Annotated in this window: 15 protein-coding genes; 7 read left to right on the plus strand and 8 right to left on the minus strand. The window is 75.8% G+C overall.

Features of this window, described 5'->3' with window-relative positions; genetic code table 11:
* Positions 1–32: 32 nt before the first annotated feature.
* Positions 33–761, minus strand: coding sequence for a helical backbone metal receptor (locus tag ABZ793_RS27145; protein ID WP_357462035.1), 729 nt, complete (start codon positions 759–761; stop codon positions 33–35).
* A 34-nt stretch (positions 762–795) separates the two neighbouring features.
* Positions 796–1,365: a GNAT family N-acetyltransferase gene (locus ABZ793_RS27150; RefSeq protein WP_357462036.1), complete on the minus strand. Its 570-nt coding sequence runs from the start codon at positions 1,363–1,365 to the stop codon at positions 796–798.
* Positions 1,366–1,523: 158 nt separating this feature from the next.
* On the opposite strand from ABZ793_RS27150, the gene ABZ793_RS27155 reads away from it, so the two are divergent.
* Entirely contained in the window at positions 1,524–2,408 is an 885-nt protein-coding gene (locus ABZ793_RS27155; protein ID WP_357462037.1) for a hypothetical protein, read from the plus strand.
* A gap of 46 nt (positions 2,409–2,454) precedes the next feature.
* On the opposite strand, the gene ABZ793_RS27160 is transcribed toward ABZ793_RS27155, so the two are convergent.
* On the minus strand, positions 2,455–3,711 hold the full coding sequence (locus ABZ793_RS27160) for an MFS transporter (protein ID WP_357462038.1): 1,257 nt from the start codon (positions 3,709–3,711) through the stop codon (positions 2,455–2,457).
* A gap of 395 nt (positions 3,712–4,106) precedes the next feature.
* A complete protein-coding gene (locus ABZ793_RS27165; protein WP_350707584.1) occupies positions 4,107–4,454 on the minus strand; it encodes an Lsr2 family protein in 348 nt (115 codons plus the stop codon).
* Between the two features lie 343 nt (positions 4,455–4,797).
* Here ABZ793_RS27165 and lon point away from each other — a divergent pair, with 343 nt between their 5' ends.
* Positions 4,798–7,134 (plus strand): endopeptidase La, encoded by a 2,337-nt coding sequence (gene lon, locus ABZ793_RS27170; protein ID WP_357462039.1) that lies wholly within the window; start codon positions 4,798–4,800, stop codon positions 7,132–7,134.
* 67 nt (positions 7,135–7,201) lie between these two features.
* Here the strand turns inward: lon and ABZ793_RS27175 are convergent, their stop codons facing one another.
* Entirely contained in the window at positions 7,202–7,684 is a 483-nt protein-coding gene (locus ABZ793_RS27175; RefSeq protein ID WP_357462040.1) for an SgcJ/EcaC family oxidoreductase, read from the minus strand.
* Positions 7,685–7,739: 55 nt separating this feature from the next.
* Between ABZ793_RS27175 and ABZ793_RS27180 the strand changes: the two genes are divergently transcribed.
* Positions 7,740–8,204, plus strand: a complete 465-nt coding sequence (locus ABZ793_RS27180) for a MarR family transcriptional regulator (protein WP_357462041.1) — start codon at positions 7,740–7,742, stop codon at positions 8,202–8,204.
* A 95-nt stretch (positions 8,205–8,299) separates the two neighbouring features.
* On the opposite strand, the gene ABZ793_RS27185 is transcribed toward ABZ793_RS27180, so the two are convergent.
* Positions 8,300–10,096 (minus strand): DEAD/DEAH box helicase, encoded by a 1,797-nt coding sequence (locus tag ABZ793_RS27185; protein ID WP_357462042.1) that lies wholly within the window; start codon positions 10,094–10,096, stop codon positions 8,300–8,302.
* A gap of 104 nt (positions 10,097–10,200) precedes the next feature.
* On the minus strand, positions 10,201–11,067 hold the full coding sequence (locus ABZ793_RS27190) for a hypothetical protein (RefSeq protein ID WP_357462043.1): 867 nt from the start codon (positions 11,065–11,067) through the stop codon (positions 10,201–10,203).
* A 133-nt stretch (positions 11,068–11,200) separates the two neighbouring features.
* Between ABZ793_RS27190 and ABZ793_RS27195 the strand changes: the two genes are divergently transcribed.
* Together ABZ793_RS27195 and ABZ793_RS27200 are read left to right on the plus strand one after the other, a co-directional pair.
* Positions 11,201–12,358 (plus strand): histidine kinase, encoded by a 1,158-nt coding sequence (locus ABZ793_RS27195; RefSeq protein ID WP_357462044.1) that lies wholly within the window; start codon positions 11,201–11,203, stop codon positions 12,356–12,358.
* Positions 12,355–12,960, plus strand: coding sequence for a response regulator transcription factor (locus ABZ793_RS27200; protein WP_350681505.1), 606 nt, complete (start codon positions 12,355–12,357; stop codon positions 12,958–12,960). The genes ABZ793_RS27195 and ABZ793_RS27200 overlap by 4 nt, the downstream gene beginning before the upstream one ends.
* Positions 12,961–12,999: 39 nt before the next feature.
* Here the strand turns inward: ABZ793_RS27200 and ABZ793_RS27205 are convergent, their stop codons facing one another.
* Complete coding sequence (locus ABZ793_RS27205) at positions 13,000–15,219, minus strand: family 43 glycosylhydrolase (protein WP_357462045.1); 2,220 nt, start codon at positions 15,217–15,219, stop codon at positions 13,000–13,002.
* 131 nt (positions 15,220–15,350) lie between these two features.
* Between ABZ793_RS27205 and ABZ793_RS27210 the strand changes: the two genes are divergently transcribed.
* Together ABZ793_RS27210 and ABZ793_RS27215 are read left to right on the plus strand one after the other, a co-directional pair.
* Complete coding sequence (locus ABZ793_RS27210) at positions 15,351–16,097, plus strand: winged helix-turn-helix domain-containing protein (RefSeq protein ID WP_357462046.1); 747 nt, start codon at positions 15,351–15,353, stop codon at positions 16,095–16,097.
* 159 nt (positions 16,098–16,256) lie between these two features.
* On the plus strand, positions 16,257–17,051 hold the full coding sequence (locus tag ABZ793_RS27215; protein ID WP_357462047.1) for an isocitrate lyase/phosphoenolpyruvate mutase family protein: 795 nt from the start codon (positions 16,257–16,259) through the stop codon (positions 17,049–17,051).
* The last annotated feature ends 71 nt before the right edge of the window (positions 17,052–17,122 follow it).

The following is a 17,122-nucleotide window of genomic DNA, read 5'->3' on the forward strand; positions in this document are numbered from 1 at the left end:
GTGTCGACCGGCCGGGCGACGCGCCCGGGCGGTCAGCCCGGCCGGACGACCGGGTCGGCGAGCTGGGCGGACAGCAGGGCGGGGGCCGCGGCCAGGGACGGGCCGTACCAGGTCAGGTGCCGCCCGGAGAGCAGCGCGCACGGGACGCCGGGAAACGCCTCCGGCCCGTCGTCGGCGGTGAACCGGTACGGCTCGTCCGGCAGCACCACCAGCTCCGGCTCGCGGGCGCGCAGCTCGTCGAGGCTCGGTCGGGGATAACGTTCGGCGTCGTCGGCGTACAGGTTGGTGACGCCGAGTCGGCGCAGCACGTCCCCGGCGAACGTGTCGGCGCCCAGCACCACCCACGGGCGACGCCAGACCGGCACCACCGCCCGGCGGGGCGGCCCGACCGCCGGCGGGGCGGCCCACGCCCGGCGGGCCGCCACCAGCCACTCCGGCTCCGCCGGCGCGCCCAGCTCGCGGAGCAGGTCGCCCAGCTCGGTGAGCGCCTCGTCGACGGTCCGCGGGTAGGTGACCCGCACCGGCACGCCGGCCGCGGCCAGGGCCTCGGCGTCGACGCGGCGGTTCTCCTCGACGTTGAGCAGCACCACGTCCGGCCGTAGCGCGAGCACCCGGTCCAGGTCGGGGTACTTGCTGCCACCGACCCGCGCCACGTCCAGCCCCGCCGGGTGGGTGCACCAGTCGGTGGCCCCGACCAGCAGGTGGGGCAGGGTCAGCGCCACCGCCTCGGTCAGCGACGGCACCAGCGACACGACCCGCACCGCGCACCCCCTGTCGACAACCGGTCCCGCTCGATCATGCCCCGGCGCCGGCGGAAAGCCACTCCTGCCGGGTCAGCGCGTACTCGACCTCGCCGTGCTCCGCCCCGTCGATCATCTCCGGCCAGTCCCCGACGTACGTGCGCACGAGGCGCAGCCCGGACTTCTCCATCACCCGGCGGGAGGCCGCGTTGACGGTCATCGTGTTCGCGGTGACCCGTTCCACGCCCAACTCGGTGAAGCCCTTGTCGACCAGCGCCCGGCAGCCCTCGGTGGCGAGGCCGCCGCCCCAGGCCGCCCGGCGCAGGCGGTAGCCCATCTCCACCTCGCGGGCGTCGCCGTCGCGCGTCGGGCGGAACTCGAACCAGCCCAGGAACTCGCCCGACCCCCGGCCCAGCGCCGCCCACCAGCCCAGCCCCGGCGGCCGCCGGTAGTGGGCGAGGATCCGGGGCAGGGTCCGCTCCCGGACCACCTCCGGCGGGGTGGGACGCCCGCCCGTGAGGTACCGCGTCACCTCGGGGTCGCCGTCCAGCTCGACGAGGAGTTCCGCGTCGTCGGGGGTGAACTCGCGCAGCACCAGCCGGTCGGTGCTCAGGAAGGGCGTCACCGGCCCATCCCACCGGCCCGGCCCCGGCCGGCTCAACCGAATTCCTCGCCCGGGCCGCCCCGCCGCACCACCCGGGCTCCGGCCATGATCGACGGCCTAGACTCGCCCCGGGCCGACGAGTCGGCCCGGGGCGACGGCAGGACGGACGGATCACACGGATGACGAGCACCGGTGGCGGGGACGGTTCCTGGCTGCGCGCGGTGACCGGGGACGGCGGTCGCGGCCCGCTGCTCACCCGGGCCGGCCAGCTCGTGTACGGCGCCCGCCGTCTCGGCGAATTCACCCACCGGCGGCCGAGCGGCATCACCGGCCACCAGTGGAGCACGGCCACCCGGGAGGGCTACGACTTCGTCGTCTGCGCCGCCGACACGGCCCGACCGGTCTTCGCCGTCGAGGTCGGCCCGGTCGCGCCCGCCGGCTCCGCCGGGCAGCGCGCCGAGCGGATGAAGAACGTGGTCGCCGAGGCGGTCGGCCTGGCGGTGCTGCGGATCGGGTCGCCCACGCTGCGCGCCGACGAGCACGGGCGGCGGATCGTGGCGTACGTGATCGACGCCCGCGCCTACGCGGCGCTCGGCGCGGGGGAGCCGGAGGCGGGGGACGTGCCCCCGATCGGGTTCCGCGACATCGTCGGCCGGCTGCCCGACGGGCGGACGGGCCACGTCAACGACCTCGGCGCGCTGGCCCGGGCCGCGGCGGTCGACGCGTACGTGTCGCGGGGGCTGGTGGACCCGATCGTCCGGGGGCTGCACCTGAGCTGGCGGGGCGGGCCGGCCGAGGGGTGGAGCTGGGTCGAGGTGCGTCCCGGCGCCTGCCTCGTGGAGCGGGTGACGGTGCACGAGCAGCGGGTCTCCGCCGGCGTGGACCCGGCCCGCCTGGCCGAGGACTTGGCGGCGATGGCCGTCGGTCAGCGGCTGCGCGAGCTGGAGACGGCCGAGCCGGTCCTGACGTCCCGCGAGGAGCTGCTCGCCGACATCCGGCGGCTCGAATCGCGGCGTGCCGAGATGGCGCACGGGTTCGCCTTCGCGCACCTCTGCGCGGACTGACCCACCCCGGCGCCGCACGGGCGTACCCCGGCGGCCCCGGCCGTCTTCAGGCCGGCGCTGCCGCCGTCCGGCCGGGGGCGGCGGTCGGGGTGGCGCCGGCCCGCAGGGCCTCGATCCGCCTGGCCCGGGAGCGGACCGCGAGGAGGTTGCCGGCGGCCACCAGCAGGGCCAGACCGAACAGGCCCAGCCAGAGGGCGTCGGTGGAGAACCGGGCGGCCACCAGCCCGCCGAGGGTCGGCCCGGCGAAGCTGGCGAAGGCGTAGCCGAGCGAGTAGACCCCCTGGTAGCGGCCGCGCTGCGCCGCCGGCGACAGGTCCGCCGTCAGCGCCGAGTTCGCCGGGGTCATCAGCATCTCGCCGAGTGTCCAGACGGCGACCGTGAACGCGTAGAACCACACCGCGTCGGCCAGCGCGGTCAGCGCGAAGCCGGCGCCGACCACCACGACGGCGGCGGCGATGGTGCGGGACCGGTCGAAGCGGCCGACCAGCCGGGGCACGAAGAGTTGCCCCAGCACGATCATCAGTCCGTTGACCGCGATGACCGGCCCGTACGCCGACGCCGGCAGGCCGTCGGCCTGCAACGCGACGGGGAGCATCACGCTGCCCTGGATGCAGAGCCAGGCCAGCCCGGTGAGGGCGGTGAAGGTCAGGAAGACCCGGTCGCGCAGCACGGTGCCGAGCCCGCCGGAGTCGGCGCGGGTGAACTGCCCGACGGTGACCGGGGCGGGGCGCGACTCGGGCACCTTCAACCCGATCAGCGCGGCGGTGCCGAGCAGCACCGCCGCGTTGACCACGAACAGCAGCAGCGGATCGGCGCGGACCAGCAGGCCGGCGACGGTCGCGGCGACGGCGAACCCGATGTTGATCGCCCAGTAGTTGAGCGTCAGGGCGCGCAGCCGGTCCCGCTCGCCCACCACGTCGATGATGGTGGCGGTGAAGGCCGGCCGGGCGACGCCGAGGAAGAGCCCGAGCAGGAGGGTGAGCGCCGCGACCGCCGTGGGGTGGTCGCTCAGGCCCAGCGACACCGCCGCCGCGGCGGCTGCCACGTTGCCGACCAGCATCGCCGGCCGCCGCCCCCACCGGTCCGCGACGACCCCGCCGAGCACGCTCCCCGCCGCGCTGCCGGCCCCGTGCAACCCGATCACCACTCCGGCGTACGCGGGGCTGAAGCCCCGCACCGAGACCAGGTAGACGCCGAGGTAGATGGCGACGAAGCTACCCAGCCGGTTGATCAGCGTGGCCGTCCAGAGGTACCAGAACGTGCGGGGCAACCCGCCGGCCGTCTGGCTCCACCAGCGCGTCATCCGCCACCCCCGAGATGCGTTTGCGTAATGCCCGACAAAGCTGTCGCTCATTACACTCCGGGGGTGCGACGGTCTCGGGTCGCGCGGGCACGAATCGTGGTGGTGATCACGTGCGGCCGGAGTCGCCCGGTCACCACCTGCCCCTTCGCCGTCCGGGTGAGTCGCCGGTCCTCGGCCGGATCCGGTTTCCGTGCGGTCGCGGGAATCCGCCCGGCGCGGCCACTCGGGAGTCGCCCGGCGATCCGTCGGGGCGGCTCGGCTAATGCGCCGCCCGCGAATGCGTCCGCCGCCGGGCGCGGGCCGTGCGAATGGACGGCCGTGGGAAAAGACCGGCGGGGCCCCGCTGATTCCGCAGCGTGACCCCGCGTGGACGCGAGCGTGAACCCGGCGCCAGGTCAGCGGTTCTTGTACGCCTCGGCGACCTCGACCGGGATGCGGCCGCGCTCGGAAATCTTGTAGCCGTTCTTGACGGCCCATTCCCGGATGGCCCGGTTCTGCTCCCGGTCCATTCCCGCGCCGCCCTGGGCGCCCGCCCGACGGGGCGCCCGTCCGACGTCGACGGTGCCGCGGCCGATCCGCCGGCCAGCGCTGATGTACGGGTCGAGAGCTTTCCGCAGCACGCCCGCGTTCTCGTCGGAGACGTCGATGGTGTACGCCACGCCGTCCAGACTGAACTCGACGGTCCGGTCGGCCTTTCCGCCGTCGAGGTCGTCGGTCAGAACAGTGATTACTTTTCTCGCCATCGCCAATTACTCCCTGTGTGGGGCGGGGTGTGGTCAAAGTTTGACCTATCCCACGGCAATTGCGCAAGAATACGCGTCGTTTTCATTTCGGCGGGTCGCGTTATCGCGGGAAATCGGCGCGGCCGGCGCAAAGGCGGGGGAGTTCGGTCGCCGCCCTGGCGCTGGCCAGCCTCGCGATCCCGCTCGCCGTGACGGTCGCCGGAGTCGGCGGCCCGGTGCGTGAGCCGCCGCTCCCGACGCGGCCGGTGGTGCGGGGAAGTGGTCTGGGTCACAGTGCGGAACAAGGGGAACGCTTTGTTACTTGAGTTGGACACGCTCAACTCAACGCGATAGCAGGTGTTCGATGGCAACTCTTCCGGTACTGCCCCTGACCGACGCCGTGTTGCTGCCCGGCATGGTCATCCCGGTGACCCTCGACCCCACCACCCAGGCCGCTGTCGACGCGGCCCGCGCCACCGGCGAGGGCACCCTCCTCGCCGTGCCCCGCCTCGACGGCGAGTACGGCCCCGTCGGCGCGGTCGCCACCATCGAGAAGGTCGGCCGGCTGCCCAGCGGCGAACCGGCCGCCGTCGTTCGCGGCCTCTCCCGCGCCCGGATCGGCTCCGGCGTTCCCGGACCCGGCGCCGCCCTCTGGGTCGAGGCCACCGAACTCGACGAACCGGCCCCCGCCGGCCGCGCCCGCGAACTCGCCCGCGAGTACCGCGCCCTGATGACGTCCGTGCTCCAGCAGCGCGGCGCCTGGCAGGTCATCGACGCGATCGAGCGGATGACCGACCTCTCCGAGCTGGCCGACTCCGCCGGCTACGTCTCCTGGCTCAGCCTCGCCCAGAAGACCGAGCTGCTCGCCGCGCCGGACGTCACCGCCCGGCTGGAACTGCTCGTCGGCTGGGTGAAGGACCACCTGGCCGAGCAGGAGATCGCCGAGCAGATCAACACCGACGTCCGCGAGGGGCTGGAGAAGTCCCAGCGGGAGTTCCTGCTGCGCCAGCAGCTCGCCGCCATCCGCAAGGAGCTCGGCGAGGACGAACCGGACGGCTCCGCCGACTACCGGGCCCGCGTCGAGGCGGCCGACCTGCCCGAGAAGGTCCGCGAGGCGGCGCTGCGCGAGGTCGGCAAGCTGGAGCGGGCCAGCGACGCGTCCCCGGAGGCGGGCTGGATCCGCACCTGGCTCGACACGGTGCTGGAGATGCCGTGGAGCATCCGTACCGAGGACAACACCGACCTGGCCGCGGCCCGCGCGGTGCTCGACGCCGACCACGCCGGCCTGGCCGACGTGAAGGACCGCATCCTGGAGTACCTCGCGGTGCGCAACCGGCGCGCCGAGCGGAACCTCGGCGTCGTCGGTGGCCGCGGCTCCGGCGCGGTGCTCGCCCTCGCCGGCCCGCCCGGCGTCGGCAAGACCAGCCTCGGCGAGTCGGTCGCCCGCGCGCTCGGCCGCAACTTCGTCCGGGTCTCCCTCGGCGGCGTCCGCGACGAGGCCGAGATCCGGGGCCACCGCCGCACGTACGTCGGCGCGCTGCCCGGCCGGATCGTGCGCGCCCTGCGCGAGGCCGGCTCGATGAACCCGGTCGTGCTCCTCGACGAGGTCGACAAGCTGGCCGTCGGCTACTCCGGCGACCCGGCCGCCGCCCTGCTGGAGGTGCTCGACCCGGCGCAGAACCACACCTTCCGCGACCACTACCTGGAGGTCGACCTCGACCTCTCCGACGTGCTCTTCCTGGCCACCGCCAACGTGGTGGAGGCCATCCCCGGCCCGCTGCTGGACCGGATGGAGCTGGTCACCCTGGACGGGTACACCGAGGAGGAGAAGGTCGCCATCGCCCGGGACCACCTGCTGCCCCGGCAGCGGGAGCGGGCCGGGTTGACCGTCGAGGAGGTCGGCGTCGGCGACGACGCCCTCGCCCGGATCGCCGGCGAGTACACCCGGGAGGCCGGCGTGCGCCAGCTCGAACGGTCGCTGGCGAAGATCCTCCGCAAGGTCGCGGTGGCCCTGGCCACCGACCCGGCGCCGGTCCGCGTCGACGCCGACAACCTCGCCACCTACCTCGGGCGGCCGAAGTTCACCCCGGAGTCGGCGGAGCGGACGGCGGTGCCCGGCGTGGCGACCGGCCTGGCCGTCACCGGCGCCGGCGGCGACGTGCTCTTCATCGAGGCCACCAGCATGGAGGGCGAGCCGGGGCTGACCCTGACCGGCCAGCTCGGCGATGTGATGAAGGAGTCCGCGCACATCGCGCTGTCGTACCTGCGCTCCAACGGGCGCCGGCTCGGGCTGGACCCGAACGCCCTCGCCGGGCGGCGGATCCACCTGCACGTGCCGGCGGGCGCGGTGCCCAAGGACGGCCCCAGCGCCGGCATCACCATGGTCACCGCCCTCGCCTCGCTGGCCGCCGGCCGGCCGGTGCGCCCCGAGTTCGGGATGACCGGCGAGGTGACCCTCTCCGGCCGGGTGCTGCCCATCGGCGGGGTGAAGCAGAAGCTGCTCGCCGCCCACCGGGCCGGCCTGACCGAGGTGATCATCCCGGCCCGCAACGAGCCGGACCTCGACGACCTGCCGGCCGAGGTCCGTGAGGCGCTGACGGTCCACACCCTCGCCGACGTCGCCGACGTGCTCGCCTTGGCGCTGCGCCCCGCCGACGTCGACGCGGACGCCCTGGGCGGCCAGGCGTTGACCGCGGCCTGACCGGCCCGCCGCCCGGCCCCCGACGCCCACGGGCGTCGGGGGCCGCCGCGTGTGCGGGTCCCGCCGGTCAGGCGCGGCCCAGCCCGAGCCGTCGGGCGTACCGCCCCATCGTGCGGGACAGCCGGGCCGGTGCGGAGTCGGGCGCGGGGATCCCGATCGGGCGGACCCGACCGTTGTGCAGCGCGGTGAACCGCCACCCGGCCGGCGTCCGCACGGCGACCAGGGTCTGGCGGGACAGCCGGCGCCGGGGCAGCCGGGTGCGCCAGGGCATCAGCACCGAGCCGGTGCCGTGCACGACGGCCACGTCGGCGGTCACCGCCCGGATCGACTCCACCTCGCCGACCAGCGCCGATCCGGCGAGTACGCCCCGGAAGAGCCGGTCGTGCGCGTCCTGCATCGGTGCCCGCCCGACCGCCCGGGTGCCGTCGTACGACACGTAGTCGGAGTCCTCGGTGAAGCAGGCGCCGTACGCGACCGCGTCGTTGTCGGTCCACGCCCGTAGCAGCCGGTCGAACAGCTCGCGGATCTCCCTGCGGTCGTTCTCGGTCATGGTCGCTCCCTGCTAAAGTTCGACTGTCGAAATCTAAGTTAGCAGGAAGATTCGAATGTCGAAAAGTGAGCTGGTGTACCACGTGGCGCGGGAGATCCGGCTGCTGCAGCAGAGCTTCGACGCCTTCGACGAGGCGGCGGCCGGCCGGCTGGGGATCAACCGGACGGATCTACGGGCACTGGACGTCGTCCTCGGCCGCGGGCCGGTGACGGCCGGCGAGTTGACGGCGGCGCTGCGGCTCAGCCCGGCGGCCACCACCACCGTCATCGACCGGCTGGAACGGGTCGGTCTGGTGGCGCGTACCCGGGACGCCGCCAACCGGCGTCGGGTGCTGGTCGAGGCGACCGAGGCGGCCCGGGCGGCCGAGCGGAGGATCTACCGGCCGGTCGGCGAGGCCGGCCTGCGGGCGCTGACGCGGTACGACCACGGACAGCTCGAGACGATCGTCGACTTCCTCACCACCGCTCGCGCCGTGCAGCAGGAGCACGCCGAACGGGTGGCCGCCGAGCCGGCCGACTGACCGCCGCGCGGACGCGACGAGACCCCCGCCCGGAACAGCGGGGGCCTCGGTGCGTCAGTGCTGCCGGGTCGCCGGCGGGGACGGCGTTGTCGTCGTCAGCGCCGGTCGCGCCGGTCGCCGAAGTCGCGGTCGCGGCGCTCGCGCCGGTCGGCCCCGTCGAAGCGGCGCTCGCCGCCGCCGTCACCGTCACGATCCCGGCGTACGGTCGCCTTGCGGCCCTTGATCGTGCTGCCGCGCAGTCCCGCGATCACCTCGTCGGCCACGGCGTAGGGCACCTCCACCAGCGAGAACCGGTCGGCGATCTCGATCGAGCCGATGTCCCGGCCGCTGACCCTCGTCTCGCCGGTGATCGCGCCGACCAGGTCCTGCGGGCGGACCCCGGCACGCCGGCCGAGGCCGATGAAGACCTGCGTGGTGCCGCCGGTGCGGGGCCGGCCACCGCCGCGCCGCTCGCCCCGGCCGCCGCCCTCCGGCCGCCCCTCGCGCGGGCCCCGGACCGGGACCTGCGGGATCTCCTCCTCGTCCTCGGCGCCCGGCGAGGTCGCCTCGTGCGCCAGCTTCACCGCCGCGAGCGCCACCTCCACCAGGTCGAACTCGTCGGTCAACGACTCCACGATCGCCCGGTACGGGTCGAGGTCGTCCTCCAGCAGGCTCTCCCGCAGCGCGCCCTGGGTCAGCTCCAGCCGCCGGGTGCGCATGTCCGCCACCGTCGGGATCTTGTCGATGGTGATCCGCTGGCCGGTGACCCGCTCGATGGTCTTGAGCATCCGGTGCTCGCGCGGCTCGGCGAGGGTGATCGCCACACCCTCCCGCCCGGCGCGGCCCACCCGGCCGATCCGGTGCACGTACGACTCGGGGGCCGACGGCACGTCGTAGTTGACGACGTGGGTGAGCTGCTCGACGTCGAGGCCGCGGGCGGCCACGTCGGTGGCCACCAGCAGGTCCGCGGTGCCCGTGCGCAGCCGGCCCATCACCCGGTCGCGCTGCTCCTGGCTCATCCCGCCGTGCAGCGCCTCGGCCCGGTAGCCCCGGCCGTTCATGGTCTCGGTGAGCCGGTCGACCTCCTCCCGGCTGCGGCAGAAGACGATCGCCGCGGTGGGGGACTCGACGTCCAGCACCCGGCCCAGCGCCGCCGGCTTGTGCGCCCGGGCGACGATGTACGCGCTCTGCCGCACCCGGGGCGCCTCGCCGGCCACCGGCTGCTCCCGGGCGATGAGGATGCGCACCGGGTCGGTCAGGTGCTGGCGGGCCAGCCCGTCGATCCGCGCCGGCATCGTCGCCGAGAACAGCACCGTCTGCCGCTGCGCGGGCGTGTGCTCCAGGATCGCCTCGATGTCCTCGGCGAAGCCCATGTCGAGCATCTCGTCGGCCTCGTCGAGCACGACCGTGGCCAGCGAGCCCAGGTTGAGCGTGCCCCGGGCGATGTGGTCCAGCGCCCGGCCCGGGGTCGCCACCACCACGTCCACGCCCATGTCCAGGGCGCGCAGCTGCCGGCCGATCGGCTGCCCGCCGTAGATGGGCAGCACCCGGGTGCCCAGGTCCTTGCCGTAGCGGTGGAACGCCTCCGACACCTGCACCGCCAGCTCCCGGGTCGGGACCAGCACCAGCGCCACCGGGTCGCCGGGCCGCTCGTCGGGCATCCGCTGCAGCAGCGGCAGGGCGAACGCGGCTGTCTTGCCCGTACCGGTGGCCGCCTGCCCGAGCAGGTCCCGACCGGCCAGCAGGGGAGGGATCGCCTCCCGCTGGATCGGCGTGGGCTCCTCGTAGCCGAGGGCGGACAGCGCGCCCAGCAGCTCGGCGCGCAGCCCGAGATCCGCGAAGGCGGTCGCCTCGTCGGGGGCGTCCGGGGAGGGGTCGGTCGGTGGGTCGTGCCGTACGGGTGCGGAACTCATGCGGCAAGCTTTTCATCATCCCCGGCCGGCGGTTTCGCCGACCGGCACAACAGCCCGCCCGGGGTGGGTCGCCGCCCCGTGCCGGCGACCCACCCCGGCGGGGGTCAGCGGGTCAGCAGGGCCAGCACGACCGAGAGCCCGACGACCGTGTCGAAGACCGCGCACCACTCGGCGTAGCCGCGCGGGACGACCCGGTTCGCGCGGTGGTGCACCACGTCCCAGGCCACGTGGCCGAACCAGCCGGCGGCCACCAGCCAGCCGGCCAGCTCGCGGTCGACCAGGGTGGCGACCAGGGCCAGCGCCGCCCAGCCGGCCAGCCCGGCCAGCTGGAGGACGAGCATCCGGCGCTCGCCCAGCTGCCCGCGCACCGCGCCGATGACCAGGTAGGCCGCCGGCAGCGCCACCAGGAACAGCGCCGGGGGCACCCACGGGGAGAAGAGCATGTCCAGCGTTATCAGCAGGGCGAGCCCGGTCGGCCAGCGGCGCGCCAGCGCCGCGACCAGCCGGTGCCGCGGGACCGGGCGGGCGGCGGCCGGGTGCCGGGCGTATTCGGCCCGTCGGCGCAGCACCGCGAGCGCCATCGCCGGGAGCATCAGCAGGTGGCTGCCGAGGAGCAGGGTGTCCGCGCCGACCAGCCCGGCCCGGAAGGGTACGAACAGCACCAGCACCGGCAGGTACATCGCCACGGTCATCTCCCCGACGGCGGCCCAGGAGTGCCTCCGGTACCGCATCCACACCGCCATGCCGACGCTCATGTCCGTCGCCATCAGCACGGCGCCGACGTCGGCCCGTCCGAGGTCGGGAGAGAAGCCGAGCGATGTGCCGACGGCCGCGCGGAGCGGCCCGAGCAGCAGCATCCCGGCGATCATGGCCAGCGCCATCTCCAACAGGTGCCGCAGCAGCGCGGCGCGCGGTCGCGCGTGACCGACGTGCGGTGCCGTCGGGTTGGCGTTCGTCGTCGTCTCCGTCATGCCTTCGAGCCTGCGCGCGGACACCCGCGCCGGACACCCGCGCCGTGTCACCGGTCGACCGTGCGGAACGCACCGCCGATCCGTGCGTCCCGCGTACGGCGGTGGGCCGCCGCCGCGCCCTACCATTCGGACCGTGGCGTTCGACCCGACGGTGACCGGACCGGACCGGCGCCTGCGCCGGGCCCGGGCCGGCGCGACGGCGTCCCTCGCCACCGGGGTGGCCTCCGGCCTGTTCCTGCCCGCGGTCGGGCTGACCCGGGAGCCGTCGGGCCTGCGGGTGGCGCTCGGTGCGGTCGGGCTCGCCGCCGTCGCCGTGGTGCTGGCCGTGGCCGTGTACACGACCGTGACACCGGACGTGGCGGACCGGGTCCGCCGCCGGTGCCGCGTGGCGTTCGCCGCCGTGGCGGTGCTGAGCGTCCCGCTGGTGGCGCCGGTCGCCGCCGGTGCGTGGCCCACCTGGGCCTGGCTGGGCGCGGCGGTCGTCGGCGCGGTGCCGCTGGTCGCCCGGTTGCGGATGGTGGTTCCCGTGGCGGTCGCCGCCCTGCCGGTCGCCGCGGCGGTGGCGACGGCGACCGGGACGCCCGTGGGTCGGTCCCTGGTGATCAGCGGCGGCGTCGGCCTCGGCATCGCCGCGGTGAACGGGTTCCAGGTGTGGTTCTGGGAGCTGCTGGTGCAGGCCGGCCGAGGGCAGCTCGCCCAGGCGAGCCTCGCGGCGGCGCAGGAGCGGCTGCGCTTCGCCGGCGACGTGCACGACCTGCTCGGGCACCACCTCACCGTCATCGCGCTGAAGGCCGAACTCGCCGCCCGGCTCGCGGCGACCGACGCGGAGCGGGCCGGCCGGGAGGCGGCCGAGGCGCAGCGGCTGGCCGCCACCGCGCTGACCGAGCTGCGCCGCACGGTGCACGGCTACCGCCGCGTCGACCTCGCCGAGCAGGTCGCCGCGGTCGGGCAGGTGCTGCGCTCCTCCGGGGTGCGGTGCACCGTGGTGCCGCCCGCCGGCGAGCTGCCGGCGGAGGCGGCCGCCCAGCTCGCGGCGGTGCTGCGCGAGGCCGGCACCAACGTGCTGCGGCACAGCCGGGCCGGCTGGTGCCGGATCGAGATCGACCAGGAGGCGGACGTGGCGCGGATGACGGTGACCAACGACGGCGCGGGCGCGGCCGGCGCGCCCGACCGGCACAGCCACGGCCTGCGCGGGTTGGCCGAGCGGCTGGCCGCCGCCGGCGGGGAGCTGCGCACGCACCGGGAGGACGGTGTCTTCACCGTCGAGGCGACCGTCCCGACGGCGTCATGATCCGGGTCCTGCTCGCCGACGACGAGGAGCTGATCCGGGCCGCCCTCGCCGCCCTGCTCGACCTCGAGGAGGACCTGACGGTGGTGGCGCAGGCGGCCGACGGCGGGGCCGCCGTGACCGCCGCCCTGGCGCACCGCCCCGACGTGGCCGTCGTCGACCTGGCGATGCCCGGCCCCGACGGCTTCCAGGTCGCCGCCGAGCTGGCCCGGGTGCTGCCGTCCTGCGCGGTGGTGATCCTCACCGGCCAGGGGCGGCCGGCACACCTGGCCCGCGCGCTCACCGCCGGGGCCCGTGGGTTCCTGCCCAAGGGCGCGCCCGGCGGGGCGCTCGCCGACGTGATCCGGCGGGTGCACGCCGGCGGCCGGTACGTCGACCCGGCGCTGGCCGCCGACGCGTTGACCATCCCGCCGTGCCCGCTGACCCCGCGCGAGCTGGACACGCTGCGGCTGGCCGAGGACGGCGCCCCGGTCGCGGTGGTCGCCCGCCGGGCCCACCTGTCCAGCGGTACGGTCCGCAACTACCTCGCCGCGGCGGTGCAGAAGCTCGGTGCGACGAGCCGGGCGGAGGCGGCGCGGACGGCCCGGGACAACGGCTGGCTCTGACCGACCGCCCGCAACCGCCCCGGCCCGGGCCCGACCCGTTCAGCGGTGGAAGCGCACGTAGTCGAACTGCGCGGTGAGCGCCGGCTCGGCGCCGCCGTGGGCGACCAGCCCGATCCGCGGGGTGGTGTCGGCGGGGAAGGTCCACACCCCGCCCCACGTCCAGTTCCGCCCGTCCCGGCTGGAGCCGGCCCGGAACTCGTGCTCGCCGGTGGCCGGGTCGACCCGGTGCGCCAGCCGCAGCCAGGTGGTGGTCGCCGGGGTGCCGACGATGTTGCCACCGTAGACCGGCCGGCCGGCGAAGGGCAGCTCGTAGCCGTACTCGACCTGGCGGGTGTTCCAGATGGCGACCTGCGCCAACCGGGCGAAGCGGTCGTCGTCGACGTAGGCGACCAGGCCGGCCTGCTGGTAGTTGCGCACGGTCTCCTCGCCGAGGTCGAGCGTCACCTTCGTCTCCACGACGTAGTCGCCCGTCGGCGCGTCGCGCAGCAGCACGCCGGCGCTGTTGCCGGTGCCGGTCAGGTCGGCGCCCTGCACGGGCCAGCGCAGCGTCCCGCCGGACACGGTGGCCGCCGGGTCCGGCCGGACCCACCGCCACGCCGGGTCGAGCCCGTCGGTGAACTCGTCGGAGAACGCCGGCAGCAGGCCGCCGACCCGGGGCTCGGGCGCGGCGTGCCGCACCGGCCGGTGCAGCCGGGCGACGCTGACGTTGTCGAACCGGGCGTCCCCGCCGGTGGCGGTCAGCGCGATCCGGCCGACGACCGGCCGGTCCAGCCGCAGCGACAGTGCCGCCACCTGGTCCCCGAGCCGGGCCGGGCTCAGCTCGGCCGTGAGCTGCCGGCCGCGTACCTCGACGGCGAGGTTGTGCCCGGCCGCCGCGTCGAAGCCGGCGGGCAGCGGCGCGCTCGCGGTGCGGGCACCGTCCCGGGCGACCAGCCTGCCGGCGGCGGTGTCCACCCGCACCGCGACGCGGTCGCCGAGGGTGAGCCCGGCCGCCCCGGTGGCGGCGGGCCGCAGGTCGACCTCCGCGCGCACGTCCCCGCCGACGGTCGTACGGCCGGTCAGCGTGCCGCTGCCGGTGAGCCGGCCGTCGGCGACCCGCCAGTCCCCGGCGGTGCCGCGCCAGCCGGCGAGGCCGGCGTCGAAGCGTTCGTCCACCCGGCCGGTGGTGACCGGCGCGGGCCGGGTGCCTTCCGACGGGCCGGCGCCGGCGTTCACGGTCGGCCAGCCGTCGATCCAGTCGAGGCGGTCCAGCAGCATCGGCCGCTCGTTGATGCCGAACGGCTCGTCCAGGTACGGGTCGGCCCGGTCGATGGCGTGGTAGACGATCCAGTCCTGGCCGGACAGGTCGGTCAGGAAGCCGTTGTGGCCGGTGCCGATCCAGCGGTTGCCGTTCTGGGCGAGTACGGGGGTGCCGCCGGCCCGGGAGGCGGTCAGCGGGATGCCGTCGCGGTCCACGAAGGGCCCGCGCGGGCTGCGTGACCGGCCGACGTGGACGGAGTAGCCGGTGGCGGGGCCGGCGCAGCAGTTGGCGGTGGAGGCGAACAGGTAGTACCAGCCGTCGTGGCGCAGCACGTAGCTGCCCTCGAACTTGTTGTCGATGGCGACCGGCGTCGGCGTGCCGACGGCGCGCAGCCCGTCGGGGGAGAGTTCGGTGACGGAGATGCCGCCGTAGTAGCTGCCGTAGTAGAGGTAGTGCCGGCCGTCGACGTCGGTGAACTGGCTCGGGTCGATGGTCCACAGCCAGCCGCCGCCACCGCCGGGGCGGGGCGCGACCACGGGCTCGCCGGCGAAGGTCCACGGGCCGGTCGGGGTGGGCGCGGTGGCCGCGCCGACGGCGAAGTCGCCGCCCTCGGGGGAGACGGTGGTGTCGGTGACGGTCACGTACATGACCCAGCGGTCGCCGACCCGACGCACGTCGGGGGCCCAGAAGCCGGCGCCGGGCGCCGCGTACGCCGGGCGCTGGTCGGCGCCGAAGGCGTCCCCGACGTACGTCCAGTCGACCAGGTCGGCGGAGCGGGCGGTGGGTACCCGGTGGAAGGTCCCCTCGCCCTCGCGCAGCGGGTCGGTGGTGCCGTACGCGTACCAGAAACCGTCCTCACCACGGACGACCACCGGGTCGGCGAAGGTGTCGGCGAACCCGGCCGAGACCGGGTTGCGGTAACGGGGGTCGGACGCGGCGGCGGCCGGCGCGGACGCCGTCGCGGCCAGGGCCAGAGCGATGGCGGCGGCGAGCGCGCCGGCGCGGCGGAGATGTCCCATCAGACCTGCCTCGGGTAAGGAGAAGTCGACCTGGATCACTGGATCCGTTTCTACAACGTTGGATACAACGTTGTAAAGGCGCGGGCGACGCTTCGGTGGGCACCGCAACGTGTCCGTGCCAGCATGGGTGCGTGACCCCCACCGCCACGGACGGCCCGACCCTGGCCCGGCTCGCCGCCCTGCTCGCCGACGACACCCGCGCCCGCATCTGCCTGGCCCTGCTCGACGGCCGGGCGTGGGCGGCCGGCGAGTTGGCCCGGCTCGCCGGGGTGGCGCCCTCCACCGTCAGCGACCACCTCACCCGCCTGGTCCGGGGTGGTCTGCTGGTCGAGCAGCGGCAGGGGCGGCACCGCTACGTCCGGCTCGCCGGCCCCTCGGTGGCCCAGCTGATCGAGGACCTGGCCGGCCACGCGCCGGCGCGGCCCCAGCCCGTCCGCTCGCTGCGCGCCGCCCGCGCCGACGCCGCCCTGGCGTACGCCCGCACCTGCTACGACCACCTGGCCGGCCGCCTCGGCGTGCTGCTGCGGGACACGATGCTCGACCGCGGGCTGCTCGACGGCGCCGACGGCCTGGCGCTGACCCCGGCCGGGCTGGGTTGGCTGGACGGGCTCGGGGTGCCGGTCGCGCCGCTGCGGGCCGCCCGCCGCCCCCTGATGCGCGACTGCCTCGACTGGACCGAACGCCGCCCGCACCTGGCCGGGGCGCTGGGCGCGGCGCTGTGCGACCGCTTCTTCGAGGTGGGCTGGCTCACCCGGGGCGGTGGCCGCGCCGTCCGGCTGACCCCGGCCGGCGGTCCCGCGCTGGCCGCCGCGCTCGGCCTCGCCCCGGCCGACCTGGCGCCCGCCGCCGCACCGGAGACCGGCGGCGGCCGAGCCTGACCGGCTCGCGTCCGTCCGACCCGTCCGTGCCGCACGCCGGGGCCGACGTGTCGGCGGAAAGAAGGAATCCGGCGGCGCCGGTGCCGGACGGCCGCCCCGGTGACGTACCAACCGCACGCGCTGCCGCGCGTCCCGACGAGTGCCGAGGTGGGAACCCCGATGAACGAGCGCTGCGCCGCCTTCCACGCCCTGCACCACGCCGACCGGCCGCTGCTGCTGCCCAACGCCTGGGACCACGCCAGCGCCGCCGCGTTCGCCGCGCGCGGGTACCCGGCGGTCGGCACCACGAGCCTCGGGGTCGCCGCCGCCGCCGGGCTGCCGGACGCGGCGGCGGCCACCCGGGCGGAGAACCTCCGGCTGGCCCGGGCACTGCGCGGCCTCCCGGTGCTGCTGAGCGTCGACGTGGAGGCGGGCTGCGCCGACGACCCGGCGGCCGTGGCCGACCTGGCGGCCGAGCTGGCCGCCCTCGGGGTGGTCGGGATCAACATCGAGGACGGCCGGGCCGACGGCACCCTCACCCCGCCGGCGCTGACCGCGGCCAAGGTGGCCGCCGTCAAGGCCGCGGCGCCGGCCCTGTTCGTCAACGCCCGCACCGACACGTGGTGGCTGGGGACGCCCGACCCGCTGCCGGCGGCCCTGGCCCGGGCCAGGGCGTACGCGGATGCCGGCGCCGACGGGATCTTCGTGCCCGCGGCGCCGGACACCGACACCATCGGCGCCCTCGTCGAGGGGATCGACCTGCCGCTGAACGTGCTGTACCGCCCGGGCGGGCCCACCCTCGACGAGCTGCGGGCGCTCGGCGTGGCCCGGGTGAGCACGGGCTCGCTGCTGTTCCGGGCCGCGCTCGGCGCCGCCCTGGACGTCCTGGACGCCGTCCGGTCCGGCGCCGCGCCGCACCGGGAACCGCCCTCGTACGCCGAGGTGCAGCGGTTGAGCGCCGCGTCCCGGCCCTAGGCGTTCGTGCCCGCCCACACCCCGGAACCGCCCCTAGGAGGAGATAAGAGGATTGTTCGCACTTATCCCGT

The sequence above is a fragment of the Micromonospora sp. NPDC047465 genome (genome assembly GCF_040643125.1).
Lineage (GTDB): Bacteria > Actinomycetota > Actinomycetes > Mycobacteriales > Micromonosporaceae > Micromonospora.

Coding starts and splice junctions, on each gene's coding strand:
- ABZ793_RS27155 (WP_357462037.1), top strand. CDS start 1,524: ATGACGAGCACCGGTGGCGGGGACGGTTCCTGGCTGCGCGCGGTGACC.
- ABZ793_RS27160 (WP_357462038.1), bottom strand. CDS start 3,711: ATGACGCGCTGGTGGAGCCAGACGGCCGGCGGGTTGCCCCGCACGTTC.
- ABZ793_RS27165 (WP_350707584.1), bottom strand. CDS start 4,454: ATGGCGAGAAAAGTAATCACTGTTCTGACCGACGACCTCGACGGCGGA.
- lon (WP_357462039.1), top strand. CDS start 4,798: ATGGCAACTCTTCCGGTACTGCCCCTGACCGACGCCGTGTTGCTGCCC.
- ABZ793_RS27175 (WP_357462040.1), bottom strand. CDS start 7,684: ATGACCGAGAACGACCGCAGGGAGATCCGCGAGCTGTTCGACCGGCTG.
- ABZ793_RS27180 (WP_357462041.1), top strand. CDS start 7,740: ATGTCGAAAAGTGAGCTGGTGTACCACGTGGCGCGGGAGATCCGGCTG.
- ABZ793_RS27185 (WP_357462042.1), bottom strand. CDS start 10,096: ATGAGTTCCGCACCCGTACGGCACGACCCACCGACCGACCCCTCCCCG.
- ABZ793_RS27190 (WP_357462043.1), bottom strand. CDS start 11,067: ATGACGGAGACGACGACGAACGCCAACCCGACGGCACCGCACGTCGGT.
- ABZ793_RS27200 (WP_350681505.1), top strand. CDS start 12,355: ATGATCCGGGTCCTGCTCGCCGACGACGAGGAGCTGATCCGGGCCGCC.
- ABZ793_RS27205 (WP_357462045.1), bottom strand. CDS start 15,219: ATGGGACATCTCCGCCGCGCCGGCGCGCTCGCCGCCGCCATCGCTCTG.
- ABZ793_RS27215 (WP_357462047.1), top strand. CDS start 16,257: ATGAACGAGCGCTGCGCCGCCTTCCACGCCCTGCACCACGCCGACCGG.